General features: G+C 32.6%; 24 protein-coding genes. 4 read left to right on the top strand and 20 right to left on the bottom strand.

Annotated elements, in window-relative coordinates; all coding sequences use genetic code 11:
• The coding region (locus IRZ80_RS15720; protein WP_317174778.1) for an HlyD family secretion protein at nt 1-1158 on the top strand (1158 nt) is incomplete at its 5' end.
• Between the two features lie 85 nt (nt 1159-1243).
• Nucleotides 1244-3394, top strand: coding sequence for a peptidase domain-containing ABC transporter (locus IRZ80_RS15715; protein WP_194642530.1), 2151 nt, complete (start codon nt 1244-1246; stop codon nt 3392-3394).
• A 420-nt stretch (nt 3395-3814) separates the two neighbouring features.
• Here the strand turns inward: IRZ80_RS15715 and atpG are convergent, their stop codons facing one another.
• The 15 genes from atpG to IRZ80_RS15640 form a co-directional block, all read right to left on the bottom strand.
• A complete protein-coding gene (gene atpG, locus IRZ80_RS15710; protein ID WP_194642529.1) occupies nt 3815-4675 on the bottom strand; it encodes an ATP synthase F1 subunit gamma in 861 nt (286 codons plus the stop codon).
• A gap of 87 nt (nt 4676-4762) precedes the next feature.
• Nucleotides 4763-6340 carry a F0F1 ATP synthase subunit alpha gene (atpA, locus tag IRZ80_RS15705; RefSeq protein WP_194642528.1) on the bottom strand — a complete coding sequence of 526 codons (1578 nt, stop codon included), beginning with the start codon at nt 6338-6340 and terminating at the stop codon, nt 4763-4765.
• 36 nt (nt 6341-6376) lie between these two features.
• Nucleotides 6377-6910: an ATP synthase F1 subunit delta gene (atpH, locus tag IRZ80_RS15700; protein WP_194642527.1), complete on the bottom strand. Its 534-nt coding sequence runs from the start codon at nt 6908-6910 to the stop codon at nt 6377-6379.
• Between the two features lie 2 nt (nt 6911-6912).
• Nucleotides 6913-7413 carry a F0F1 ATP synthase subunit B gene (locus tag IRZ80_RS15695; RefSeq protein ID WP_194642526.1) on the bottom strand — a complete coding sequence of 167 codons (501 nt, stop codon included), beginning with the start codon at nt 7411-7413 and terminating at the stop codon, nt 6913-6915.
• 116 nt (nt 7414-7529) lie between these two features.
• The gene (gene atpE / locus IRZ80_RS15690; protein WP_185965906.1) at nt 7530-7721 is read right to left on the bottom strand and encodes an ATP synthase F0 subunit C; all 192 of its coding nucleotides are present in this window, start codon (nt 7719-7721) and stop codon (nt 7530-7532) included.
• Between the two features lie 102 nt (nt 7722-7823).
• A complete protein-coding gene (gene atpB / locus IRZ80_RS15685) occupies nt 7824-8978 on the bottom strand; it encodes a F0F1 ATP synthase subunit A (RefSeq protein ID WP_194642525.1) in 1155 nt (384 codons plus the stop codon).
• A 120-nt stretch (nt 8979-9098) separates the two neighbouring features.
• Entirely contained in the window at nt 9099-9491 is a 393-nt protein-coding gene (locus IRZ80_RS15680) for a DUF6168 family protein (RefSeq protein WP_194642524.1), read from the bottom strand.
• Nucleotides 9492-9503: 12 nt separating this feature from the next.
• Nucleotides 9504-9737, bottom strand: a complete 234-nt coding sequence (locus IRZ80_RS15675; protein WP_194642523.1) for an AtpZ/AtpI family protein — start codon at nt 9735-9737, stop codon at nt 9504-9506.
• Nucleotides 9724-10107 carry a polymer-forming cytoskeletal protein gene (locus IRZ80_RS15670; protein ID WP_194642522.1) on the bottom strand — a complete coding sequence of 128 codons (384 nt, stop codon included), beginning with the start codon at nt 10105-10107 and terminating at the stop codon, nt 9724-9726. Before IRZ80_RS15670 ends, IRZ80_RS15675 begins: the two co-directional genes overlap by 14 nt.
• Nucleotides 10108-10109: 2 nt before the next feature.
• Nucleotides 10110-12767 (bottom strand): tetratricopeptide repeat protein, encoded by a 2658-nt coding sequence (locus tag IRZ80_RS15665; RefSeq protein WP_194642521.1) that lies wholly within the window; start codon nt 12765-12767, stop codon nt 10110-10112.
• A gap of 87 nt (nt 12768-12854) precedes the next feature.
• Nucleotides 12855-13550, bottom strand: coding sequence for an ABC transporter ATP-binding protein (locus IRZ80_RS15660; RefSeq protein WP_194642520.1), 696 nt, complete (start codon nt 13548-13550; stop codon nt 12855-12857).
• A 58-nt stretch (nt 13551-13608) separates the two neighbouring features.
• A complete protein-coding gene (locus IRZ80_RS15655) occupies nt 13609-15069 on the bottom strand; it encodes a DUF5687 family protein (protein ID WP_194642519.1) in 1461 nt (486 codons plus the stop codon).
• Nucleotides 15070-15129: 60 nt separating this feature from the next.
• Complete coding sequence (locus IRZ80_RS15650) at nt 15130-15819, bottom strand: hypothetical protein (protein ID WP_194642518.1); 690 nt, start codon at nt 15817-15819, stop codon at nt 15130-15132.
• 8 nt (nt 15820-15827) lie between these two features.
• Nucleotides 15828-16505: a hypothetical protein gene (locus IRZ80_RS15645; protein WP_194642517.1), complete on the bottom strand. Its 678-nt coding sequence runs from the start codon at nt 16503-16505 to the stop codon at nt 15828-15830.
• Between the two features lie 5 nt (nt 16506-16510).
• Nucleotides 16511-16846 (bottom strand): PadR family transcriptional regulator, encoded by a 336-nt coding sequence (locus IRZ80_RS15640; protein WP_194642516.1) that lies wholly within the window; start codon nt 16844-16846, stop codon nt 16511-16513.
• Nucleotides 16847-16965: 119 nt separating this feature from the next.
• Here IRZ80_RS15640 and IRZ80_RS15635 point away from each other — a divergent pair, with 119 nt between their 5' ends.
• Nucleotides 16966-18018: a ferredoxin--NADP reductase gene (locus IRZ80_RS15635; protein WP_194642515.1), complete on the top strand. Its 1053-nt coding sequence runs from the start codon at nt 16966-16968 to the stop codon at nt 18016-18018.
• A gap of 98 nt (nt 18019-18116) precedes the next feature.
• Entirely contained in the window at nt 18117-18425 is a 309-nt protein-coding gene (locus IRZ80_RS15630) for a hypothetical protein (protein WP_194642514.1), read from the top strand.
• Between the two features lie 50 nt (nt 18426-18475).
• Here the strand turns inward: IRZ80_RS15630 and IRZ80_RS15625 are convergent, their stop codons facing one another.
• The 5 genes from IRZ80_RS15625 to IRZ80_RS15605 form a co-directional block, all read right to left on the bottom strand.
• Entirely contained in the window at nt 18476-19237 is a 762-nt protein-coding gene (locus tag IRZ80_RS15625) for a GLPGLI family protein (RefSeq protein WP_194642513.1), read from the bottom strand.
• Nucleotides 19238-19349: 112 nt separating this feature from the next.
• On the bottom strand, nt 19350-22115 hold the full coding sequence (locus IRZ80_RS15620) for an outer membrane beta-barrel protein (RefSeq protein WP_194642512.1): 2766 nt from the start codon (nt 22113-22115) through the stop codon (nt 19350-19352).
• Nucleotides 22116-22434: 319 nt separating this feature from the next.
• The gene (locus IRZ80_RS15615; RefSeq protein WP_194642511.1) at nt 22435-23448 is read right to left on the bottom strand and encodes a glycosyltransferase family 9 protein; all 1014 of its coding nucleotides are present in this window, start codon (nt 23446-23448) and stop codon (nt 22435-22437) included.
• Between the two features lie 191 nt (nt 23449-23639).
• Entirely contained in the window at nt 23640-25418 is a 1779-nt protein-coding gene (locus IRZ80_RS15610) for an ATP-binding protein (protein ID WP_228520923.1), read from the bottom strand.
• A 21-nt stretch (nt 25419-25439) separates the two neighbouring features.
• Nucleotides 25440-26045 (bottom strand): DUF4254 domain-containing protein, encoded by a 606-nt coding sequence (locus tag IRZ80_RS15605; RefSeq protein WP_194642509.1) that lies wholly within the window; start codon nt 26043-26045, stop codon nt 25440-25442.
• Nucleotides 26046-26058 lie beyond the last annotated feature (13 nt).

The raw sequence follows: 26058 nt of genomic DNA, 5'->3' as shown, positions 1-26058 counted from the left end.
TCTACTATGAACAACTTCAGTTCAGACCCAATAAATAACATTGAAAACCTTATTGCCAAAAACAAAACCAAGAGTATTTCCATCTATTTGATACTTATTTTAGCCATACTCTTTTTTCTGATATTACTTCCTATAATCAAAATTGACATTAGCAGTCAGAGTCGAGGTATGATTCGCAGTACGACAGATAATGTTCCGTTGAGCAGTTTGGTCAATGGCAAAGTTACTTTTGTGAAACTCAAGAACAATCAAGTGGTACGCCAAGGCGATACACTAGTGCGTCTCACACAAGAAAATTTAGATACCGAAAAAGCAACCAATAAGGAATTAGCAGTCGATTTGCAATCTCGTATTCAGGATTTATCACTTGTAGTTTTAGGGAAAAACACTCTGATAAAAACTCCAGACATTCAACAGGAATGGTATAGTTATTTGAGTAAAAAAACGGAATTGCAAAGCAAAATTACACAGGCAAAATCTAATTTTGATCGAAATAAAACGCTTTATGACAAAGGAGTAATTGCCCAAGCAGAATTTGAAAAATACAATTTTGAGCTTACTTTTTCAAAACAAGCAGTGTCAACTTATGAAAAAAACCAACTCAGTATTTGGGAAAACAAAAAAAGAGATCTTGAGATACAACTAAAAAACTTAGAAGGCAAACTCGAAAACATAAGAGTCGAATCTCATAATTATTACATCATTGCGCCACTAACCGGTACGATTGAAAATTATTCGGGCATACAAACGGGTTCTTTCTTGAATGCTTCACAAGCTATTGCTACCATTTCGGCTACTGATAAATTAATTGTAGAAAATACAGTTTCGCCAAACGATATTGGGCTGATACAAAAAAACCAAAAAGTAAAATTTCAAATCGATGCTTTCAACTACAACCAATGGGGATTACTGGAAGGGAAAGTAATCGACATTGACCATAATATTACTATTCAAGGTGAACAAGTTTTTTTTAAAGTACGATCTGCTTTAAATACAACAACAATGAATTTGCAATCGGGTTACAAAACACAAGTAACCAAGGGAATGACCCTAACCACACGATACATTATTACTAGAAGAAGTTTGTTTGACTTGTTATTCGATAAAATTGATGATTGGTTAAATCCTAAACAATTAGCTTCAAACCTACAGAACTAATATGTATTCTCTATTTGAGAATACATATTCAAAATCAATACTCTAATTCTGATAAAATCTTTTATCTCTTATCTATATTCTTTTAATGGCCTCAATAAAAATTAAACAACATGATATTAAAGATTGTGGCGCTGCTTGTCTCGCTTCTATTGGAAATCATTACAACGTTAATCTACCTATAGCGCGCATTCGTCAATATGCCAATACTGATAAAAGAGGGACAAATGTATTGGGAATTATAGAAGCTGCCGAAAAAATGGGCTTTTACGCCAAAGGTGTCAAAGGAGGTATGGACGCTATCGATAAAATTCCGCTTCCTGCTATTGCGCATGTTGTCATAAAGAAACAATTACATCATTACATGGTAATTTATTCCGTTGGTAAAGATAAAATAGAAGTAATGGATCCCGCTTTTGGAAAAATGGAAACCTATACTTTTGAAGAATTTCAAAAAATATGGTCAGGAGTTTTAGTGCTTTTTGCCCCAAATAATGATTTTAGAACATACAACGAAAAGATATCCCCAATAAAACGTTTCTGGGATTTGGTTCAGCCACATAAAACCATTTTGATTCAAGCTTTGGTTGGTGCCATTCTTTTTACCGTTTTGGGATTAGCCATGTCCATTTATATTCAAAAAATAACAGATTATGTTTTGGTCGAAGGCAATAGAAAATTACTCAATTTATTGAGTGTTTCTATGATTGCCATTATTTTGCTACAAGGATACATTGGGTCAAAAAAGAGTGTTTTTGTAATGAAAACAGGACAACTTATTGATGCTAAATTGATTTTGGGGTACTACAAACATTTACTGCATTTACCACAACAGTTTTTTGATACTATGCAAATTGGAGAAATAACGTCTCGAATAAATGATGCTGTCAAAATTAGATCCTTCATCAACGAAGTTGCCATTGATATGATTGTAAATCTATTCATTGTTATTTTTTCATTTACGTTAATGTTCACTTACTACTGGAAATTGGCTTTAGTAATCTTGCTGGTAATTCCGTTTTATTCCTTAATTTATTTTATTTTGAATAAATTCAACAAAAAAGTAGAACGGAACATTATGGAAAATGCTGCAGAACTACAAACACAGTTAGTAGAAAGTGTAACACATATTAGAACTGTAAAAGAATTTGGAATTGAAGAATTTTCTAATTTAAAAACCGAAAACAAATTTGTGAAATTATTGTTTACCACTTACAAATCTGGTTTAAATGGAATTTTTGCAACAACTTCTACCCAGTTTTTGGCTTCAATTTTTACCGTTATTTTAATGTGGATTGGTTCTGGTTATGTTATTGATAGAGAAATCACTCCAGGAGAATTATTCTCGTTTTATGCATTAATTGGATATTTTACATCTCCAGTTGCCTCCTTGATTGGGATGAATAAAACCGCTCAAAATGCATTAATAGCAGCAGATCGCCTTTTTGAAATAATGGATTTAGAACGGGAAGAAACCGAAAACAAAGTACCCTTACAAAAAGAAAATATTGGTGACATAACATTTGAGAATGTGTCTTTTCGATATGGTTCACGAACAGAAGTATTCAAAAATTTTAATGCTGTTTTCAAAAAAAATGAAACAACTGCCATTGTAGGTGAAAGCGGAAGTGGTAAAACAACGCTGATTTCGCTTTTGCAAAATTTGTATCCTATAAAAGAAGGGGAAATATACATTGGTGATTATGATGCACAATTTATTCATTATCAAAGTTTGCGAAATTGCATTGGTGTTATTCCGCAACAACTCAATTTGTTTTCAGGAAATATTATAGAAAACATAGCTTTAGGAGATTCTTTCCCCAATATACAAAGGGTTTTAGATTTGTCTAAGCAGTTAGGAATTACTTCTTTTGTAGAGAAACTACCAAACGGTTTTGAAACCCAAATTGGCGAAAATGGCGCCATGCTTTCGGGTGGACAAAAACAAAGAATAGCAATTGCTAGAGCTTTATACAAAAATCCAGAAATTTTATTAATGGATGAAGCCACCTCTTCATTAGACACTAGTGCCGAACAAATTATAAAACAAGTTATTGATAATTATAAATCACAAGGAAAAACAGTTATCGTAATAGCCCATCGATTAAGTACAATTGCCAATGCAGATACTATTTTGGTAATGGAAAATGGAACTATAATCGAAACCGGAAATCATGTTGCCTTAATCGAGCAAAAAGGAAAATATTATGATTTGTGGAATAAACAAGGATTGGTTTAATAAACTGAAAAATTAACATAATTAATTAAAAAATCACTAAAAGTGGGTATTGTACAACCCAAATTATTATCTGTAATTTGTTAGTATAAAATTAGGGGTTTATAAAGCTAATTGTCCCCTTAAAAAAACAAAGTACAGGGAAAAGCTAAACACACCCCATTAAAGAAAGAGCTTAGGGACTATAAAGCTATTTGTTCCCATATAAAAAAACGAAGCAAGGGGAAAAGCTAAATTACCCTTTAAAAAAGAGCTTAGGGACTATAAAGCTATTTGTTCCCATATAAAAAAACAAAGCAAGGGGAAAAGCTAAGATAAACCTCTTAAAAAATAGAGCAGTGGGATTATAAAGCTATTGTTCCCTTAAAAACAAAGCATAAAAAAAGAGCCTTTTGGGCTCTTTTTTCATTACTTTATTTTACATTAACCTTTCAAAGCCTCGGCACCACCAACAATTTCTAAGATCTCATTTGTAATTGCTGCCTGACGTGCTTTATTGTAAGTCAATTTTAATTGATCTCTCAAATCAGTTGCATTATCAGTTGCTTTATGCATTGCAGTCATACGTGCTCCATGCTCTGATGCAAATGAATCACGAATACCTTTATACAATTGTGTTTTCAAAGCTTTTGGAATTAACGTCATTACAATTTCTTCCTTTGCAGGTTCAAAAATGTAATCCCCATTAGATACTGCTTTATCAGATTGAATAGGTGCTAGTGGCAAAAACTGTTCTACCTGAACGATTTGAGTAGCAGCATTTTTAAATTGATTGTAAACCAATTCAATTTTGTCATATTCACCCGAAACAAATTTTTGAGTCAATGTATCTGCAATAACCGCAACATTGTCAAAAGTTAAATTATCAAAAATTGCACTTTGATTGTCAATTACAGTTGACGTTTTAGATAAAATATCGTTTCCTTTTTTTCCGATAGCAAAAACATCTACTTGTTTACCTGCATAATATTCAGAACGGTTTTTAGCTTCCTTAATTACATTCGTGTTAAAAGCACCGCACAAACCTCTGTTAGAAGTGATTGCTACAATTAATACTTTTTTTACTTCACGCTGTGTAGTAAATTCTCCTCCAACATCACCATCAAGTGAAGCAGAAAGATTTTGCAATAATTCCGTTAATTTTTCGGCATAAGGGCGCATTGCAGTGATCGCATCTTGTGCTTTCTTTAGCTTTGCTGCAGAAACCATTTTCATCGCCGATGTAATCTGCATCGTAGATGAAATGGAAGTAATTCTATTACGGATTTCCTTTAAATTTGCCATTTTTTTATAGTTGTTGGTTGTTAGTTGTTGGTTGATAGTTTACTTGGATAAATCCAGCAACAATCAACCAACAACCATCAACTAAAATTAGTTATATTTCGCTGAAATTTCTTTTGCAACAGTTTCAAGTACATCTGTAATTTCATCTGTTAATTTTCCTGCTTTTAAAGCATCAAGAGTAGCTCTGTGCTTGTTGTTCAAGAATTCCAAGAAATCTTTCTCAAATTCTTTCACTTTGTTCACAGGAACATTTCTCAATAAGTTTTTAGATCCAGCATAGATAATTGCAATTTGGTCTTCAACTGTATAAGGATCATTCAAACCTTGTTTCAAGATTTCAACGTTTCTTTTTCCTTTTTCAATTACGTTCAATGTTACAGCATCAAGATCAGAACCGAATTTAGCAAAAGCTTCCAATTCACGGAATTGTGCTTGATCTAATTTCAAAGTACCTGATACTTTCTTCATTGATTTAATTTGAGCATTACCTCCAACACGAGATACAGAAATACCTACGTTAATTGCAGGACGAACCCCAGAATTAAACAAATCTCCATCCAAGAAAATCTGTCCGTCAGTAATCGAAATTACGTTTGTTGGTATATATGCAGATACGTCACCCGCTTGAGTTTCGATAATTGGCAATGCAGTCAAAGAACCTCCGCCTTTTACAATTCCTTTCAAAGAATCTGGTAAATCGTTCATGTCTTTAGCAATACTGTCATCAGCGATAACTTTACAAGCTCTTTCTAATAAACGGGAGTGTAAGTAGAAAACGTCTCCAGGATATGCTTCACGTCCTGGTGGTCTTCTTAATAAAAGAGAAACCTCACGGTAAGCAACAGCTTGTTTAGACAAATCATCATAAACGATTAAAGCCGGACGGCCTGAATCTCTAAAATATTCTCCAATTGCAGCACCTGCGAAAGGAGCATAAACTTGCATTGGAGCTGGATCAGAAGCATTTGCTGCTACGATCACTGTATAAGCCATTGCTCCTTTCTCTTCTAATGTTTTTGCAATTCCTGCAACTGTAGAAGCTTTTTGACCAATTGCTACATATATACAAAATACAGGTTTACCTGCATCATAAAATTCTTTTTGATTTAAGATGGTATCGATACAAACAGTAGATTTTCCTGTCTGACGGTCACCAATAACAAGCTCTCGCTGTCCACGTCCAACTGGGATCATAGCATCAACTGCTTTTACACCTGTTTGCAATGGTTCAGTTACCGGCTGACGGAAGATAACTCCAGGAGCTTTTCTTTCCAAAGGCATTTCGAATAATTCACCACCGATTGGTCCTTTTCCATCAATTGGAAAACCAAGAGTGTTTACTACACGTCCTACCATTCCTTCTCCTGTTTTAAGAGAAGCGATACGTTGTGTTCTTTTTGCTGTAGATCCTTCTTTGATTCCTGTTGAAGGTCCTAAAAGTACTACCCCAACATTATCTTGTTCAAGGTTCAAAACGATTGCTTCTAATCCGTTTTCGAATTCAACTAACTCACCGTATTGAACATTTGAAAGCCCATAAATAAGAGCAATACCATCTCCAACTTGAAGTACTGTACCCACTTCCTCTAGTGTAGCACCAGACTCAAAACCTTCTACTTGCTTTCTTAATATCGCTGAAATTTCAGCTGGTTTAATTTCCGCCATCTTAAATTATAATTTAGACACTTATGTGTAATAAAACTAATTACTTAACTCTCTCTTTAATATTTGTAATCTGCTGGCAACTGAAGCATTATACTGCTGATCGCCTATTCTTAATATAAATCCTCCGATGATAGAAGGATCTACAGTATTTACTATCGTGATTTTTTTATCAGAAAGTGTTGCAATTTTAGCCAAAACTTTAGCTTCAAGTGCAGCGTCCATAGCAACAGCAGTTGTTACTTTGGCAACTTCAACATTATTCTTGATATCAAACAATTTGCTGTATTCTGCCGCAATAACATCAAGGATTTCAAATCTTTTGTTTTCAAATAACAAATGAATCAAACCTTTGGTTACATTGTCAACAGTAGCAAAAACTTCTAAAAGTGCTTTCTCTTTCACTTCTACTTTAATGGTTGGGTTTTGAATAAAAGTATTCAATTCCTCATTTCCCTTAATCGTTGAAGCAATAGATTTCATGTCATTATTCACAGCTTCAGATACCCCTTTCGAATTGGATAAATCTAAAATTGCGGTCGCATAACGAATTGCTGCTCTAGTACTTGCCATGATTAGTTCAATTTAACGTCCCCTAACAATTTCTCAACCAATTTAGTCTGAGCTTCTTTGTTAGACAATTCCTCTTTCAATAATTTTTCAGCAATACTAAGTGACAAAGTTGAAACTTGCAATTTCAATTCAGCCATAGCTGCATTTTTTTCGCTTTCGATTGCAGCTTTCGCTTGGTCAATCATTTTTTGACCTTGAGCCTGAGCTTCATTTTTGGCATCGTCAACCATTTTGTCTTTCATTTCACGAGCTTCTTTAAGCATGTTGTCACGCTCTAATCTAGCTTCCTGTAAAATACGCTGGTTATCAGCTTGCAAATTTTGCATTTCTTTTTTAGCATTTTCAGCAGAAAGCAAAGCATTTTTAATTCCTTCTTCTCTATCATTTACAGCATCAAGAATTGGTTTCCAAGCAAATTTTTTCAATAAAAGAATTAATCCAACAAATATTAATATTTGCCAGAAGAACAAACCTAACTCAAACTGATTTATTAACTTTTCCATGTTTTATAAATTGTAAGTTGTATTTTAAAAATAAAATTTAATCTGTTTATATAATTTTCAATAATTAAAACAATAGTTACAACCAACCGTTGTAACTATTGTTTTTTTAGTTTTAATTAAGATGCGAATAACGCAGCAAAACCAATACCTTCAATAAGTGCAGCTGCAATAAGCATTGCAGTTTGGATTTTACCTGAAGCTTCTGGCTGACGAGCGATAGCGTCCATTGCTGAACCACCGATTCTACCAATACCTAATCCTGCTCCGATAACGATCAATCCTGCTCCTACGATTTGTGGAATTTCCATAATATATATAATTAAAAATTAAACATGCTTTTTTGAGTTTAGATTTTTGAACTTAAATTTTAGATTATGAAAATCTGAAATCTAATATCCGAAATCTAAATATTAATGATGAGCTTCCTCATGATGATGCTCTTCTACTGCTGCACCAAAGTACAAAGCAGATAACATCGTGAAAATATACGCTTGTAAAAATGCTACTAATATTTCAAGGATAGAAAGTGCAAATGACAATCCAAATGACAAACTGCTTCCTAGCCAGCTCTTGAAAATAAACATCAAACCGATAATACTCATCAATACAATGTGTCCTGCAAAAATGTTTGCATACAAACGAATCATCAATGAGAATGGCTTAATGAAAACTCCTAATAATTCAATAGGAGCCAAAACAATACGCATAACTTTTGGTACACCTGGCATCCAGAAAATGTGCCCCCAATAGTTTTTATTGGCAGTAAAGTTTGTTATTAAAAAAGTAAGGATAGCTAATGAAAAAGTAATAGTAAGATTTCCTGTAACGTTAATACCAAAAGGCATCAAACCAAAAATATTTAGGAACAGCACAAAGAAAAAGATAGTCAGTAAATAACTCATATATCTTTTATAATGTTTCTCGCCAATGTTAGGGATTGCAATTTCGTCACGTACGTATATTACAAGTGGCTCAAAGATACGAGCTGCTCCAGAAGCGATTCCATTATTTTTAGCATAAGATTTTGCTAAACCTGAAAAAATGAAGAACATTAAAATAGCTGCTATTATTATAGACAAAACTGATTTTGTAATTGACAAATCCAAAGGACGCTCATTTACTGGAAAACCTGTTGCTTCATCTTCGGTTATAGTACCAGCAGCATCTGTTTTGTAAATTTTTCCGTCATGGTGATTTAATTTGTAGTAGTTTCCGTTTGATTCGGCAACAGCTTCACCGTGCTCAAATTTTGAAGAAGAAAAAACTTGAAGTCCACCGTCCCAAATAATAATTGGTAATGGAAATCCATAATGTTCTCCTGTTTCATCATCTTGAAAAAAAGAAAATTCATGAGAATCTAAAACGTGGTGTTTTATAAATGCCTTAACTTTAGATTTCACATCTGTAGGTTCACCGTGAGCTTCATGACCTGATTTTGAACCTTCGTGAGATTCTACATTTTGAGCATTTGTAGTAGCAGTTTCAGGGTTTGCAAAACTAATAAAAGGAAGACATATAACGAAAGTCGCTATAATAAATCTAAGTGCTTTGTTGGAAATCACCATATCTCTTAAATATCTTATTTTTTAACGATTCTAAAATTTGGTGCAAAGGTACATTTTTTATTAATACTCAAAAGGATTATAAACGTATTTTTTTGAGAATTTGATTCACAGCGATATTGATTATTGCTTTTCGTTTACTAAGCGTATCGTAAAAAGTGTCTCAATTGTTAAAAAGACAATAAACAGGATAAAGAAATTTATTCGTTCCACAGGATTATCTAACTTTGGAGTCTGTAATAATGGCCTTAAAATCAAGTAACAAAAAACCATCTTAACACTGGTCACCAAAAGAAACGACATTCCTACGTTGTCAAAACTTTTTTCTTTGACTGTTAATAAAACCTTGAAAATAACTGCCGACAAAGTCAGGAAAAAGAAATAAAGTGTTTCCAGTGAATAATGAAAAGACGCTTCTTTAATGTTTAAAACATAGAAAACCATTTTATGAATTACATATAATAGGAATGCGGCACCTATTAAAACAAAAAAAGAATACATTTTTTTTAAACTCATTACACTTTACTATTATTGTTTTTTGTTTATTTCGTTTACTTGGCGGATTACATTATACAGTGCCAAGAAAACACCGGCCATTACCATTATTTTTACATAATATACTTTGGTACTTGGATGATTCTCATCCAGCCAATTTCCTAAATAAGAAAACAAAAAGATAATAACTCCCATTTGGATGGGAATATTAATCAAGGCCAGCCATTTATTGTAGTTGTTTTTTTTGGGATCGTTATTCGTTAGCATTTGGTGCGGCTTCTGTTTTAGTGAACATGACACAGGTAGCATTAAAGAAGGCACCAGGTTCTACCGCCAGTTTGCCAATTTCGACCTCACCAATAATATTGGCTGATTCTTTTATATTCAAAAGGCCTTCTACCTTTATTTTGCCTTCAAATTTTCCTTCTATGTCTACTGTATTACAAATAATATCTCCTTTGATACTGCCCGAAGGTCCAATTACTAATTTACCATTAGATGTAAAGTTTCCTATCAGCTCCCCGTCCAATCTAAAATCGGCTGGCGAAATAATATCTCCGTGTATAGTAGTCCCTTCGACTATTCTATTTGTCTTTCCTAAAAGGTCTGTGTAGGATTTGGGCTTTTTATCAAACATAATTACAGTTTTTTTAATGAAAGATATTCTTCAAAATTTTTCTTGATTTGAACTATTTTATAATTTTCACCAGAAATAATAATTCCTGGCTGGCTGATTTTATATTGTTCATTCTCAGCAAAAAGAGCAGCAACGAATTGTGCATACGATTGCGAATGTATACCGGTTATTGAAACAAAACTTTCCTTTTCAGAATAGGAATCACAGGTATATTTTAGCCTTTCTACATTTTCATTGGCAAAAAACAAAGCTATCCTGCTTTCAATTATTGTTTCAAGTTTAGTGTCATTTTTATCTATTTTAAAAACAACTTTCCAGTTATTGTTATCCGTGGTACTAAATTTCATTTGTTCCAAAAGCGGAATCTGGGTTTTGAGAATTTCTTCAGCATCTTTTCCTTCTTCACTGTTTGAATAATTATCAGCAACATATTGTATTGCTTTTTTATAAGCTGCCAATCCATATAACTTTCCTATAGTATTTGCTTTCAGCAGTTCAAATTTTGGTACAATAGCTTCACCTGCAAAATTGCTGATTAAACCATCGACCTGACTCAAAACTAATGCAAAAGATTCCTGCTTAAACTGTCGGTATAAATTATCATATTCCCCTTCCGGAGTACCTATGCCTGCTCCTTGAGCCGTATTTAAATTTGTAATAATCTGTGCATATCTCGAATTAGGGTATTGGCTTACTAACTCCTTTTTAATGCCTTCTGCTTTAGCAGCATTAGTAATTTCGTAGATTTTATATAAATTGTATTTAGTGGGAATAATTAGTTTTTCTTCAGGCTGGTACAATAATAATTGTTCTAATCTATTGGAAGCCAAATCGTATTCTTTGAACTTTTCTTTATAAATAACTCCTAATTCATAATAAACTGCATTTCTTTCTTTGCTTATACTATCAATCTCTTTTTGTGATTTTGGCAATTGCTTCAGATAATAATCAGTGGTATATTTCTCATTCACAGCCATTGGAGCGGCTAGTTTATCATCTGATGGTGCAGCAGTGATTTCTCCTGCTGCGTTTGCTCCAGAAGCTGCTCCTGGGTTTGCTCCCGATGAAAATCTCCAATAACTGTTTTGAATCCTATTTCCCCAGATTCTCTTAAATTCTAATTTTCCATACGCCACCGTATTCGGATTATAAAAATAAAAGGTATTAGCAATTGGAGATGAAGGCGTATCAGGAATATTAGCCGGTAAACTTATAGATTCTCCATTTGGATTAGGAATTGCTGGATCTGGATTATTTTGATTTCCATTTAACAAAATGTTATTTTCTATTTTTTTCTGTTTCTCCTCTAACAGTTTTTTAAGCTCATCACTGCTTTTTAATTTTTGAATATAATTCTCGTAGTAGACAATCTGCTCAGGCTCTTTTAAATTATATACATAAATAATGCTGTCATTTCTTTTAGCGATTGTCTCATTAACAATAGCCTGATCTAAATTTTTTCTGATTTTTGAAATCTGAAGAAACTCTCTGGTTTTAGGATCCAATAGTCCCAAACATTTATCATAGCTTTTGGCCGCACTGAGATATTCAGTATGCTTGAAATACAAATTTCCAATGTTTCTATAATTGGAAGCATTCAAATAGGAGTCAGAAGATTTTTTTTCTAAAGAAGCATTGTAAAAATCTAAAGCTTTTTCTTTTTCATTATGATGATCATAAAAGATTCCGATACTATGATAAATCACATCCAGATAGGGTCTGTTTTCTCTGTCTTCCATAATCTTTTTAGATTTTTTGACAAACAGGTCGTAGTCCTCATCCTTGTAATCTGACAATTGCGCTTTTTTTGCGTAGGCCTGGATAACAAATTTTCTTTCGGCTTTTCTATTCATGTCGATAACCGTCTGATAGAAATAAATAGCACTGTCTTTTTGCCCCGATTCTTCATACAGCTGGCCTAGCAAAAAAGAATAACGCTCTCTCTCCTCATGAATTCTGGTGAATTGATTAGCTAATTTTAACTTTGCTACAGCACTGTCTTTTTCTTCTAAATTTAAAAAAGCACTGGCCAGGATTGCGTTCGCATTCGCGAATTCCTGCTTATTTAGCTTCTGTTTTTTAATATCTTTTTTCATATACTCATTGTCTTTAATGAGTTTTGAAATATTTTTTATAGCCACCGCTTCATTTCCTAAACGGACATTTGTTTTTTCGCGCCAAATCTTTGCATCGTAAATATTACTGCTGTTGGGATATTTATAAAGAATGTAATTGAATGCGTCTAGCGCAGGAATAAATCTTTGATCGTAATATCTCGATTTTCCCAGCAATAAATAAGCCTCGTCTATCTGATAGTTTTTTTCATGCCCGCCAATATTCATAGAGTGCTTCTGAATGGCTTTGGTTGCTTTGGCCTCAGCTAATTCAAAATCGGTATTTTTAGATTTTCCATCCACTGGCACATCATCTGTAATCTGCATTTTTTCGACTGGCAGCCGTTTCCAGAAATTTTCGGCAGTATTGTCATTTATTCCTTTGATGCCTTTGTCTAAAGCAATTTGTCCATTGTACAATATATTGAGTTTTGTACTCAAAGCATGAGAATTTCTAGCCAAAAAAGTATCCTTCTTGGTAGAACAGGCTACCAGGAAAGATATAAAGATTATGGCTAAAATGTATTTTGACGTATTGCTGTTCAAGGGAAAACGTTTAAATCATTAAACTTTCTAAAAAGTATTTTAGTATAATGACTTGTAAAAATACGTTTCTTTTTGTAATATATAAATTTAAACCGCAAAAAACAATTCCAATTCCTGCAGCGTTTCTTTTGAAGTCTGAATATCTTTTACCAATTCTCCTTTATTAAGAGCTACAATTCTATCGCAAACTTCAACTGTGTGCTGCAGATCATGGCTGGAAACCAATATTGTTACGTTTGGATTATCTGCCAGTTCTTTAATTATTTTTTTGAGTCTGATTACTGTTGTTGGATCCAGGTTAGCAAAAGGCTCGTCTAGGATAATGACTTCTGGATTACCAATCAAAGTTGCAATGATCCCAACTTTCTTTTGATTTCCTTTTGACAAATCTCTTAAGTATTTTTTATTTTTAAGAATTTCACCATTGAAAAACTCTTCATGCTGCGCCAACAGTGCATCAACATCAGCTTTGTTTTGACCTCTTAAATCTCCAATGAAATAAAAATATTCTTCGGGAGTTAAATATCCTATCAAAAAACTCTCGTCTAAAAAAGAAGCAGTGAAAGGTTTCCAGTCTTCGCTCTTATTTACCTGAATTTCATGATTTAAAATACTTCCTGTTGTAGGGTGAATTAAATCCAGTAATAAACTGAAAAAAGTAGTTTTTCCTGCTCCATTATTGCCCACTAATCCAAAACTCTGTCCTTTTGGAATTTCTAATGATTCTATATTTAAAACGGTTGTCTCGCTGTATTTTTTGGAAAGATTATTTACTTGTATCATTTTTTATAAGTTTAACTGTTAAATTGTTTAACCGTTTATTTGATTAAAAGAATAGATTTTAAGCCTTTTGTTTGTAGGCTTCGATAGTTTTATATTTCTCTTTTTTATAAATTTTTTCTATCATTAAAAAAACTACATTTCTACACATAAACCCTAATACCCCGGCCAAAGCTACAAAAGCAAGTCCCAGTTTTGGATTCATTAAATAGGAACCCAGCCAATATAAAAATACCGGTAAGAGTAATTTTGGCAATGTAAGCAGCATTGTATTTACATTAAATGATTTTTTATCACCAAAAGCCCCTTTTGACATTGATAAATCGATTGGTGTTTTTGTAAAAGCCCCTCCTAATAATACAAGATGTGAATTAACACCTATATTATAAATCGCTCCAGCAACTATGGTAAGATATACCTGCCAGCCAAAATACAAATAGAACGATGCTAAAATTGTAGAAATAACTGTTGCAATAACTACAAGCCACCATTTGGAACTCAAATAACCGCGATACGGAATATTCTGCGTCATCATCAATTGATAATAGGAACTGTCCCAACTTGGAACAAACTGTCCAAAAGTGAATAAAAATCCGCCCGAGACAAATATTCCTGCAAAAATGTGCATCACTGCTGGCTGGGTAGGATTGTTAAAAAATATTAATCCATAAAATAAAAACATCATACTGACTCCAACTGTCGTTTTTGAGCGTTTATTTCTTTTGATTAATTTAATGTCGTTTTTCAAAAATGTTCCTAAAGTCCCAAATTGATTTAACCAAGTCAGGTTTTCTGTTTTGGCAATATCATTTTTGACAGATAATCCCGCATCCAGATACAAATCGCCTTTTAGATAATTATATGTCCAATAATAGAGACCGGACAAGACCAGCACTGGAATTATAAAAGCCCATTTGGTATGAAATAACGCTTCAAAAAACGGATAAACATAAGCTGTAACATCAAAGATTTTATAATATTGGCATCCAGCCAAAATTACTGTTACCGCAATAAAAACACCCAGTAAATTATCTTTGTTATTCAATAAAATATTCAAAAAATTATTGCAGTAAACTAATGAAAAAAGAGCTGTTCCCCAAAGAATAACGCTTATTGGATCATAGCCTTCATATAGCAAAACAGCGCAAAAAGGAACAAAGAAAAATGCATGCGTTACATTAAAAAAAGATAAAGCTGTTTTTCCTAAAGAAAAATGAACAATTGTTGGTCTCTTAAAAGGCAGCGTTAATAAAGGCCTAATGTTCATCACTGGAATTGCCTGAAGCAAAAGGCGTACAATCAAATCCATTACAAAGTAATAAATTAAGAACTTGTTTACTGTAACCAACGGATCCAGCTGCATTTTCTTTAGAATATAAAATGCTCCAACACCCATTGCTAAGAAAAGAACAGTAAAATAAAGAACCAGAAATCCCATCAATATTTTCAAGACCAGACTTGAAGCGAAAGAAGCTGATCTCGTAAAAGATTTCCATTCAAGATAAATAAATTTTGCAAACATGGTTTTTTATTTTGGTTTTATAAATGAGTCTTTTAGAGTAGGAAAATGTTACGCTTTTTTTCAACAATATTCAGGATATAATTTTGACAAATCTTTAGCAACTCTTTTAGGAACAACCATCAGCTGAATAAACACAAGCAGTACGACTAAAACAATAGCAATTTCACTAACTATTAAAGTCCATTGAGAAGATTCCAAATTATTTTGAAAAAAATTAAAAAAATTAAAAATCGCTGAGGGTAGTAAAAAAAGTAAAATGCTGTCTCTGTTGAGCATAATATCTTCAAAAAACCATTTTAACCCTGTCATCTTTGCTTTCCTTTTAAAATCATTTCGCCTTTTTAAAGTATAAATTAAACCAATCAATGAAAAAGAAAATACAATTGTTGGAAAAAAATCTGGGTTAACAATCAGCTGATTTATGGTATGAACAGCAAAAAACAATGTCAACGTCAGTATAACTTTGGGTAAGCCAAAAAATTCCCTGTAATAACTCCAAATAAGCCGGCTGTATTTCTTGTTCAAAAATTTTTGTCTTTCCTCTACCACATCCATAAAACCAAAAACACCAAATTTCTGGAACTCCTTGTTCAGGATTTCTTCAAAACTCCGATTCGGATTTTGTTCCCATTCCTGTTCTATGGCATTTGCCAGATGATCCACTAATTCCGATTGCAAATCATACCATTCTACATAATGCCGGCGGGTGAAAGCATATAACTGTTCGATTTGTTGGGCTGATAATTTCATAACTTAAATTATATAAGTTGATATTGTTTTTTAGTTACCGAAACAACTTTATCTGTTAAATGTTTACCAGTAATTATAAGCAATACTCCTACTACCCATAAAAAACAAAAAGGAAACAGATACAAATGATTTTCCTGCAGCGCTTCTTTAAAATTGTTGGCAAGCATCATAGCGAAATAAGTAATAATTATAGAACTGTTATTCATCACTATAGTCATTTCAACCGATAAAAATAGTTGACCTTTTATTTTTCGAGAGAGATACCATTTAAACAATAAAATTGCAGAAGCTCCAAGCAAAGTCCCATATAAAATTTTGATATATAATGAAATATCCTCTAAATAAAATGATATTCGATACATCAAAACAGCTAACAAAAAACTCATCATGATTTTAGGAAATTTTAAATATTCGGCAACCATCTGCCATTGCTGCTTTTTATATTTTCTCCTTAAAACAGATGACCGTTCTTCTTGTAAAACCTCAAAATAATTTCTGTCAAAACGCTGTTCCGCTTTGTATTTTACCTGATGAAAAGTAAGTTCTTCGTCTTCCTGCCAAATTTCTTCCATGATAGAAATAAAGTGATCCGTTAATTCCACTTGAAGTTCATACCATTTTATGCCAAAAGACTGAATGTAATTTGAAATATATTCTATTTGCTCGGCTGTTAATCCCCTTTTCATAAAAATTAGAATTCAAGTTTTGGATTCACTAAACTCTGCATATTTCTAATAAAATCTTCGAGTTCCGATAGCCTGTTTACCGTTTCTTTCTCCCCTGATTCTGTGAGTTTGTAATATTTACGCAATCTATTGTCCACCTTTTCAATTTCAACATCCAGCAGTCCTTCCGACTCCAGTTTATGCAAAGCCGGATACAAAGCCCCTTCGGTAATATTGAGTTCGCCTTGTGTAATTGCTTTTACTTTTTGGGTAATTTCATAACCGTACATCTTACCGTTTTCTTCGAGCAGTTTCATAATTATGGTGTTCAGACTGCCCTTATATAATTGTGAGTTTTTCATTTCGGATTCTATTTTGTAACACAAATATACATAAGAAACTTATACATAAATAAATTATGCATAAAAATTTCACTTTTAGAAAACGTTGTCGTTTACTATCTTTGCAAAAAAACAATCTCATGCCAAATTTTCTAAAATTAATTGTAAAAGAAGTAAAACGCGAAACCAAAGATGCCGTTTCGATACTTTTTAATGTACCCGAAGAATTAAAATCCAATTATGATTTCATTGCCGGCCAATACATAAATTTACGTTTGACATTAGACAATACCGAAATCCGCCGAGCATACTCCATCTGTTCAGCACCTGGAAGCGGTGAATTGAGAATTGCAGTAAAAGCAGTAAAAGACGGTCTTTTTTCACAATTTGCAAATACAAAATTAAAGGCTGGTGATATCCTAGAGGTAGGAAAACCAGAAGGGAAATTTATTTTTGAACCTGAAAATGACCGCCAAAAAAGCTATATCGCTTTTGCAGCAGGAAGCGGAATTACTCCAATTTTATCCATCATAAAATCTGTTTTGAAAAGTGAGCCGAAAAGTTCCTTCACACTAGTATACGGAAACAAATCTCCTGAAGAAACTATTTTTCATCAGGAACTGCACGATTTACAGCTGCAGTATGTTGGCCGTCTGTTTGTAGATTATGTGTACAGCAGAGTTAATGCCGAAAATGCATTGTTTGGACGAATTGACAAAGCAGCTGTAAATTATACATTGAATACAAAGCATGCTACAATGGAATTTGACAAATTTTATTTGTGCGGTCCCGAAGAAATGATCAATACCGTTTCTAATGTTCTAAAAGAAAAAAACGTAAAAGAATCGGCTATAAAATTCGAGCTTTTCACTTCTTCTTCTAAAGAACAGACTATCAGTCAATCCTTGAGCGGTCATTCTAAAATTACAGTTTTGGTTGATGATGAAGAAACAAGTTTTGAAATGTCTCAAAAACAGAGCATTCTTGATGCTGCCTTAAAACAGGGAATAGACGCTCCTTATTCCTGCCAAGGCGGTATCTGCAGCAGCTGTCTCGCCCGAGTAACAGAAGGCGCAGCCGAAATGAAGAAAAACTCAATTCTTACTGAAAAAGAAATTGCCGAAGGTTTAATCCTGACTTGTCAGGCACATCCGACTACAGCTACGATAAAAGTAGATTATGATGATGTTTAGAAATAAATTTTAGATAGCTTATTTTAGAATCTAATAGCAATCAGAATTTTACATGGTCTGGTTCAGTCTTATTTTCGAATACTAATCGCATTTTTTATATGAAAAACCCGAGAGAATTATTCAAAAACAAGCCTCATCTTCTTGAAGAAAATGAAGTAGAGCATCTTTTAGGCTATTGCGAAAAATTACAGGACGAACTGGCTGATTTGAAATTTGATCAAAACGGAAACAAGCAGCTCATTATGCTCGATATGCTAAAAGAAATCGTAAAAGCATGCGAAGCAACAGAAAAACAACAGCAGGAATTTTTAAGATTCGGGTTAGAACCACCTGATTTTGAAGAATCTATTTCTAATCTAAAAAGATTTTTGATTACAAGATGCAGGGAAAACGGAATTTGGCTATGAATCCTTTTGCAGTCTTTGCTTTGAATAATGAGGTTTAAAATTTTTGAAAATTATAAAAAAGCATTCCACAAAAACATATTTTTTTGTCTTTTATTTTCTTCTTTATCATCGCCATAGATAAACCAATCTTTTGTTTTATCTTCTATCAATGACTTCAGCCCTGCCAAATCATACACTTTTTTAGCACTAATGGGTTTTATTTCGGGTTTATCGATCCTTTTTAAATCTACCTTTGTTGCAATAAATGAGGTGTATAATCTTGGTATGGAAAGCCCTAATATTAAACCCGGCAAACCATTTACTGTACACGGACCTCCAGATATGGTTATATCGTTTGTGTAAAAAGCAAATACATATACATCATTCATTATTCTGCCCACCGCTTTTCGACAATTATAACCTGCTATTTCTCTATTCTCGTTTGTAATCTTCCATTCAATATTTAATATACTGTCGACTACCACAAAATTAGTTCCAACTATTTGCTTTTGCATACTCATTGTTCCGCTGGTAAAATCAGAATACCAGCTGTTTTCTTCATCTGCATCTTTTTCATTTTTTGGTATTCTTGTTTTTGGGCTCCACCTGTCAAATTTGTAAATGCTTTTATTGTTTTCAAAAGTGTATGTGTAATACGATATTTTTAAGTCGGAAATGTTTTCTTTCATCTTCTCGTCCCAGCTATCATTACTCATCGTTTTTTTGAGATTGGTGCTTACTTCATATTCAACTACTGCTTTATCTATAAATTGCTGCGCTTTTGAGCTCGTTGTAGAAATTAGTATTGCAATAAAAAAAAATATTGATTTCATATTTTGACTTTTGATAATTATTTTTTTGTGATTCTGCTTTAAAAAATATCGAAATAGCATTGCCAAAATGTATATTCTGGTACTAAGGAAATACTAATTTATTTTTTTACTCTCATTTGTTTTTAAAATTCCAAGTAAAACCTAACATAGCATATCTTTGAAGCCTGTCGTTTCTTTCCTCTCCAGTTACATTTTCATACACATATCTATTGATTCCAATATTTTGATTCAAAATATCTCGTACCATAATATAGGCCGTAAACTCATCTTTTTTGAAGGTCCGCTGAAGTCTTGCATTCCACAATTGATTGTTGAGATTAGTTTGAAAATCTACCGTTTTTTGACGAGAGTATAAATTATAATCTGTGGATAATTTCCATTTTTCTCTAAAATAAATACCCATATCCAACGACAAATTATTAGTGTTAAATGATTTTATATCGTCATTTAAAGAAGTACTGTTTCTATTATTCAAAAAAGTATTACTTAAACTGATCTCATACCTCTTTTCCTTGAATTTATTTAAATAAACTGATAATCCAGAATTTAGAGTCTTAGAATCATTAAGTACGTTATTAATACTAATTATTGATTTGTTGTAGCTAACTGATGGATTGCAATAAATTCGTAAATCCAATTTCTTTACTTTAAATCCATAACCAAAATATAAATTGGCAGAAAAATTACCGTTTGTATTTATGGGTTTGGTGGTTGTTTTGGCACTTTCTGAATCGATATCTTTATTATAGGAAATTAAATTTGTTGTTGTTCTAAAAGATATATTTTGATAGAATTGGGATTCTGTCAAGATACTATAACTGCTATTCGATATGTTTATACTATTAGTAAAAGACTGCTTTAAATCAGGATTACCAATAATTTGATTAAAAAAATCCTGATTGTTTCTCAAAGGCTGTAATTGGTCTAATGTTGGCTGTTTAGTTCCTCCTTCATATCTAAAACGCAAATTACTGTTACTTGCATATTTATAAGACAAATTTGCTGCTGGATAAAAATTAGTATAATTACGTTTGTACTCTTTATCTAAAGTCTGATCCTGTAAATCAAATGAAGTAAAACCAAAACCACTTCCAAAACTATAATTTATTTTTTTGGCATTGTAACTCAATTTTATAATTGGCTTATTGGTTGTTATATTCTGATTGAACTCGTTAGATAAAGAATGATCCAGCGAATCATAATTACCAGTAACGTCTGAATAATTATAAGTCAAATAATTACTATCTCCGCTGTTATGCGTAATTTGATAGGCAAGCTGCAATGCAAATTTCTTGCCTACAGGCTCTGTATAAGCAATATTGACAGCAATATTTTGGTTTGATTTCTCACCAGTTTTATTTTGATTTATATCATTCCTGCTCGAGAAAACACCTCCATCATAACTTTCGTTTGAAGATTTTAAAAAATTATTTGAATTGGTATTTAGACTGTTCCAGCTGCTGTTTACAGAGAATGTACGTCTGGCTCTAGCAAATTTATGCTTAAACAAAATGCTTGCCGAAAAAGACTGCTTGTCTGAATCTGTAGTAAATGTTTTTTCCTGTTTGTTTTTTAACAATCCATTATCTCCAGTGGTAGTTCCATTTATAAATTCATCACTATCGGTCTTGTATAAATTGGTTTTCGCAGTAAATTTTATCGAATTTACCGAATCTAATTTTACATCATAAGCAGCATTTAACTTAAAATTACTGCGATTTACATTACTTACTGTTGCTGTATTCTCATTCAATTGAGATTGACCTACTTGCGTCTGAGTGCTCCTGCTGTTAGTGTTTGTATAAATCTGATTGTTATATTTTGGAGAAACATTTAGTGTTTGTTTATCATTCCACTTGTTACTGTACTGCAATCCTGCATTAGTGTTTTTGATAAAACCATTTTGAGTATCAACATAAGGTTCATCATCTGTATTCCCTCCTGTCCATTCATAATTTATATTTCCATCATCATCCATGCTCATATTAACATTATCATCTCTCGTACCATATTTCTCACTATCTTGCCAGTCCAAGCCATCTTGACCTGTATTGCCATTTAATAAAAAAGCAGATAGTTTTCTTTTCCCCTTAAAACTGCTTAACAGAACATTTGTATTATACCTTGGGGCAATTGCTATTAATGGTCCGTTCGCAGCATCTATTTTACCAAAATACCCTTTCTTTTTGTCCTCCTTCAATTTTAAATTAATTGTTTTTTTTGTCTCGCCATCGTCAATTCCTGTAAACTCCGCCTGATCGCTTTTTTTATCAAAAACCTGTACTTCTTTTACTGCATCTGCACGCAGATTTTTTACAGCCATACCAGGATCATCTCCAAAAAATTCTTCGCCATCTACCAATACTTTTTCTACTTTTTCCCCCATAGCTTTTATAGTACCATTTTTATCAACCTGAATTCCTGGCAGTTTTTTTAGTAATTCTTCGACATTTGCATTGGCATCGACTTTAAAATCGCTTGCTCTGTAACTTGTAGTATCACCTTTAATACGAATAGAACCGGTTTTTATAATTACTTCTCGAAGCAGTTTCATTTTGCTTATCAAAGCTATCGTTCCTATATTTTTGTCCTTTTCAACAACGGATATGGAATCTAAATAATCGGCATATAAGCTATGTGCTGTCATCAAGATATAATTTCCTGACTTTACATTTTTGAAGTTAAACTTTCCCTCTTTATCCGATCGGGTAAATTTATATAGAATAGAATCTTTAGGGGTTAATAAAGCTACAACTGAATTATAAACAGGGGTTTTTTCGCTATCCTCTGTTAAAACACCAGAGAGATTTGCTTTTTGAGAAAACGCAGATAAAGAAAATAAGAACAAAAATGCAATTGTAAGTGTAATTTTCGGCATAAAAATTTTATATATTTCGTATTAAGTCTTCAAAATTCTTTAGAAACTTCAGATAAAAAGTGAGTTATTACTAATTAATTGTATACCAAACAAAATAGAAAATTAATTTATTAATTTTCTTCACTAAGTCTTCTCCAGATAAGGAAAAAGATTGGAAAATTATTTAATATTCCTATTGGACAACAATTTTTATAAGCTAATATTTTTTGAAACTAAAGTAGTATTTTGTTTATTAATATTCGATAGGATAATTGTTAATAATTTGATAATTATCCCATCGGAAAAATAAATAAGGATTGGGTTAATACAAGCCTTTAAATTATGAATACAATATATTTTTACATTGCTTAATAATAGAGTCTGCAGAAATTGTCCGCATAGCATCTTCATAACCTTCAGTAATTTTATTTCCGTATACGGATGTCGGTAATTTTGGATACAAGTTTCTGTCCGAAACCAAAGCATTTTCCAGTGGCTGATTAAAAGGTAAAAAACCGGCATACGGATGAGTTGCGCCCCAAAGCGTAATCACCTTTACACCCAGCATCGCCGCAATATGAGCATTTCCAGAATCCATAGAAAGCATTACATCCAAATTACTGATGAGCTGTAATTCCTGAGGAAACTTAATTTTTCCAGCCATATTGATGACATTCTCTTTGCCTAAACTTAGCTGATTTAAAATTTCGATTTCTTTTTTTCCTCCTCCAAAAAGAAGGATTTTTTGACTCTTATTTTCTGCCATCCGATTGATAACTTCCTGCATTAAATCTTGAGGATATACTTTGGAATCGTATTGTGCAAAAGGAGCAATTCCGATAAGTTTTTGGTTATTTTCTCCAATTATGCCGATCACTTCTTGGTCTAAAATTGATTTTTTTGGAAACTCCGGATTTGATAAATCTACTGGAAAACCAAGTTCGTCAAAGACTTTTGCGTGTCTTTCAAACATCGTTGTGAGTGGTTTGAAGATTTTGTTTTCGGCACGGGTAAGGGCTTTTTTCTCTTCTCTGCCTTTGTCAACTGAAGCGATTTTTTTTCCGCTCAAGGCAAAAAGCGTACGAACGACTTTCGAACGCAAAACATTATGCAGATCGGCAAAAGCGTCAATCTGCAGGTTTTTCAAATCCTGAAATAACCGAAGCAGTCCAAAGAAACCTTTATGTCTTTGTTTTTCATCAAAAGCAAAAAAAGAAAGATTTGGAATTCCGTCAAAAAAAGGTTTGAAAAAAGGCCTCGAAATTACCGTGATTTTTATTTCCGGATACTGATTCGCAAAAGCGCGCAAAACAGGAACGGTCATCGCAGCATCTCCCATTGCAGAGAGTCTCATGACGGCGATATGTTGGATTTTTTTTGACAATTTATAAATAATTTTAATTGTATTAATTTAAAAAATTGGCGGAAAGTGGCAAAATGTTCCGGTTCTTTGGCCATTCTTTGGCCATTTCGATTTTTAAAAATTACTTTAAAATCAATGGTTTACAATGTGATTATTAACAAAACAGCGAGGTTTTTAACAATTTATTGGTCTTTCTTTGGTCTTTCTTTGGTCTTTTCAATCTGCTGTCTTTGCTTCTTTTCCATTTCTTTCATTCCGATGTTTATTGCCTGAGAAATAACTTCAATTTGCTTGATATAATTGTCACTCAACTTATAAGTTGAAGTAGAGCCATCCCCTTGTTGCTCTAATATCTTATTCGAAACAAATTTATCAACTCTGAATCTCACTTGTTTTCTGGATAATTTATCTTCAAAAAGTCCAACAAAATCTTTCATTTTTGCTTTACTTTCATTAGATAAAAACTGCAAAATGGTATTTAAAACCTGACTTTCATCTAATTCTTGAAGATTATAATATTTTGCTTTTTCATCTGTAAACTCATAGTAATCTTTGGAAAGTATATAATAAACAGCATTAGTCTTACCTCTTTTTTCAATAAACTTTTTATCTAAAAGCTTAGAAACGATTTCTGCATCTAAATTATTTTTTGTTGCTCCTCTCTTAATCATATTTAAAGTAATTACTTCTAAAACAGATAGTTTTTCTGATTCTGGTAATTCTTCTTGCACTGCAACTATAAATAATGCAAAAGCTCTATCTTCTATTATTGCTGATAATTTTAAATTTACTTGAAAACAATCAGATTTTGAATAATCTGGTTCTGCTTTTCCTTCTATAAGTGTATTGTAGAATATCTTATCAACTCCTTGTCCAGAACGCTCTACAATTCCTGTCTTTTGCAAAACATCTGCTAAAAGTCTATTTCTGGGAGTACTTGGTGTTTTTAATAAATTTTCTAAATTGACACCTATTGGAAATCCTCCTGCATTTATTATATCTAATCTTTGAGGAAATTGTTTTACAACTATTTCAGATGTTTTTCTATAATCTCTGTGTGTTATCGCATTATTAATCGACTCTCTAATAACTTCCTCGTTAAAAAAAGGAATATTAAAAATATAAGCACCATCTTGAATTGGAAAACTACCATTTCTTAAATTAATAGTATTCCAAAGTTCATCAATTAATATAAAAAAAGGTTCTGAAAAAACAATTCTGTTATCAAAAGGAATCTGATTTTCAGAATTACGGTATTCTAACATAACTGCAGCTTGAGGAAGTTTTTCATTTAGAACTTCTTTTTTTGCAAGAAGAACTAGTGCGGCATTAGTTAGTTTTCCATTCTTTGATAAATCTAAATCAGAAAGTAGCTGTTCATTAGAAAGTGTTTTAAAGCTCGGATTGTTTTGCTTTAAAGAATATTTGTCTTTTAGAATTGAAATCGCTTTTTCATCTAAGTCAGAAACATTTAAATCTTCACAAAACTGTTGAGAAAAATCGGGCTCATGTTCCTGAATTATTTTTAAATAAACTTCATCTGACATTGGCTTTAATTCCTCCCCAACTCTCATTAAAGCGACATCTTCAAATTTAAAAACTTTACCTGCAGGTCGGCTTGGAACTTCAATTACTAATACCCTCTTTAAATTTTCATATAGCTCAAATACTTTTGGACGAATACCAGTATCTCTATAAATATTTGATTCTAATTCTCCTATTGAATTCAAATTTTGATTAGTCCCTATGACTTCATGTGGGTAATTATCACTCATTCCGATAACCAAAAGTCCTCCTTCTTCATTACACAAAGCGGTAACATATCCTAAAATACATCTTCGTCTATCACTTGGTTTTGGTTTAGACCCACCATCATAAGATATGTTACCTCTTTCGCCTTTTTTAAATTCAACTTTGTCTTCTGACTCTTTGAGTTTTTTTAATATATCAATTGTTATCATAGACAAATGCTAAATCTAAAATTACTTCTTATTTTGATACAAAACAGGGTTCAAATCATCGTCATTGTACATTTTCATCTGCTTATACACTTTCATGAATTTATCACCGTTTTCGATATCGGTCAATAATTCTTCAATTGCCGTTGACAAATCAGATCTTTGTTCCAAAAGGATATTCAATTTTGCCTGACATTTATCTCTGTGATCTTGTGAAGCTTCGGTACGAGTGGCTTCTTCGTTCATGTGATAAATTTTCAAAGCCAAAATAGACAAACGGTCAAATGCCCAAGCTGGACTTTCGGAGTTAATTTTTGCACCATTTTTAACAACTATCTGGCTGTATTTTTGAAGAAAATAACTGTCGATATATTCTACCATATCAGTACGTTCCTGGTTCGAAGCATCAATTTTTCTCTTTAATGTCAAAGCAGCAACTGGATCAATATTCGGATCACGAATAATATCTTCATAATGCCATTGAACAGTGTCAATCCAATTTTTTAGGTACAATAAATGTTCGAATTTATCTTTTGGAAAAGGATTGTTTATAGGCTGGTCAACATTATCAAATACATGATAATCTTTTATACTTTGCTCAAATACTGAATAAGCTAATTTTGAAAACATATCTTTATGATTT

This window comes from Flavobacterium sp. HJJ (assembly GCF_015351475.1).
Taxonomy (GTDB): Bacteria; Bacteroidota; Bacteroidia; order Flavobacteriales; family Flavobacteriaceae; genus Flavobacterium; species Flavobacterium marginilacus.
Note: the sequence above shows the minus strand (reverse complement) of the source record. Positions and strands in the feature narration are given on the sequence as shown.

Coding starts and splice junctions, on each gene's coding strand:
- IRZ80_RS15715 (WP_194642530.1), top strand. CDS start 1,244: ATGGCCTCAATAAAAATTAAACAACATGATATTAAAGATTGTGGCGCT.
- atpG (WP_194642529.1), bottom strand. CDS start 4,675: ATGGCAAATTTAAAGGAAATCCGTAATAGAATTACTTCCATTTCATCT.
- atpA (WP_194642528.1), bottom strand. CDS start 6,340: ATGGCGGAAATTAAACCAGCTGAAATTTCAGCGATATTAAGAAAGCAA.
- atpH (WP_194642527.1), bottom strand. CDS start 6,910: ATGGCAAGTACTAGAGCAGCAATTCGTTATGCGACCGCAATTTTAGAT.
- IRZ80_RS15695 (WP_194642526.1), bottom strand. CDS start 7,413: ATGGAAAAGTTAATAAATCAGTTTGAGTTAGGTTTGTTCTTCTGGCAA.
- atpE (WP_185965906.1), bottom strand. CDS start 7,721: ATGGAAATTCCACAAATCGTAGGAGCAGGATTGATCGTTATCGGAGCA.
- atpB (WP_194642525.1), bottom strand. CDS start 8,978: ATGGTGATTTCCAACAAAGCACTTAGATTTATTATAGCGACTTTCGTT.
- IRZ80_RS15680 (WP_194642524.1), bottom strand. CDS start 9,491: ATGAGTTTAAAAAAAATGTATTCTTTTTTTGTTTTAATAGGTGCCGCA.
- IRZ80_RS15675 (WP_194642523.1), bottom strand. CDS start 9,737: ATGCTAACGAATAACGATCCCAAAAAAAACAACTACAATAAATGGCTG.
- IRZ80_RS15670 (WP_194642522.1), bottom strand. CDS start 10,107: ATGTTTGATAAAAAGCCCAAATCCTACACAGACCTTTTAGGAAAGACA.
- IRZ80_RS15660 (WP_194642520.1), bottom strand. CDS start 13,550: ATGATACAAGTAAATAATCTTTCCAAAAAATACAGCGAGACAACCGTT.
- IRZ80_RS15655 (WP_194642519.1), bottom strand. CDS start 15,069: ATGTTTGCAAAATTTATTTATCTTGAATGGAAATCTTTTACGAGATCA.
- IRZ80_RS15650 (WP_194642518.1), bottom strand. CDS start 15,819: ATGAAATTATCAGCCCAACAAATCGAACAGTTATATGCTTTCACCCGC.
- IRZ80_RS15645 (WP_194642517.1), bottom strand. CDS start 16,505: ATGAAAAGGGGATTAACAGCCGAGCAAATAGAATATATTTCAAATTAC.
- IRZ80_RS15640 (WP_194642516.1), bottom strand. CDS start 16,846: ATGAAAAACTCACAATTATATAAGGGCAGTCTGAACACCATAATTATG.
- IRZ80_RS15635 (WP_194642515.1), top strand. CDS start 16,966: ATGCCAAATTTTCTAAAATTAATTGTAAAAGAAGTAAAACGCGAAACC.
- IRZ80_RS15630 (WP_194642514.1), top strand. CDS start 18,117: ATGAAAAACCCGAGAGAATTATTCAAAAACAAGCCTCATCTTCTTGAA.
- IRZ80_RS15625 (WP_194642513.1), bottom strand. CDS start 19,237: ATGAAATCAATATTTTTTTTTATTGCAATACTAATTTCTACAACGAGC.
- IRZ80_RS15620 (WP_194642512.1), bottom strand. CDS start 22,115: ATGCCGAAAATTACACTTACAATTGCATTTTTGTTCTTATTTTCTTTA.
- IRZ80_RS15615 (WP_194642511.1), bottom strand. CDS start 23,448: ATGAGACTCTCTGCAATGGGAGATGCTGCGATGACCGTTCCTGTTTTG.
- IRZ80_RS15610 (WP_228520923.1), bottom strand. CDS start 25,418: ATGATAACAATTGATATATTAAAAAAACTCAAAGAGTCAGAAGACAAA.
- IRZ80_RS15605 (WP_194642509.1), bottom strand. CDS start 26,045: ATGTTTTCAAAATTAGCTTATTCAGTATTTGAGCAAAGTATAAAAGAT.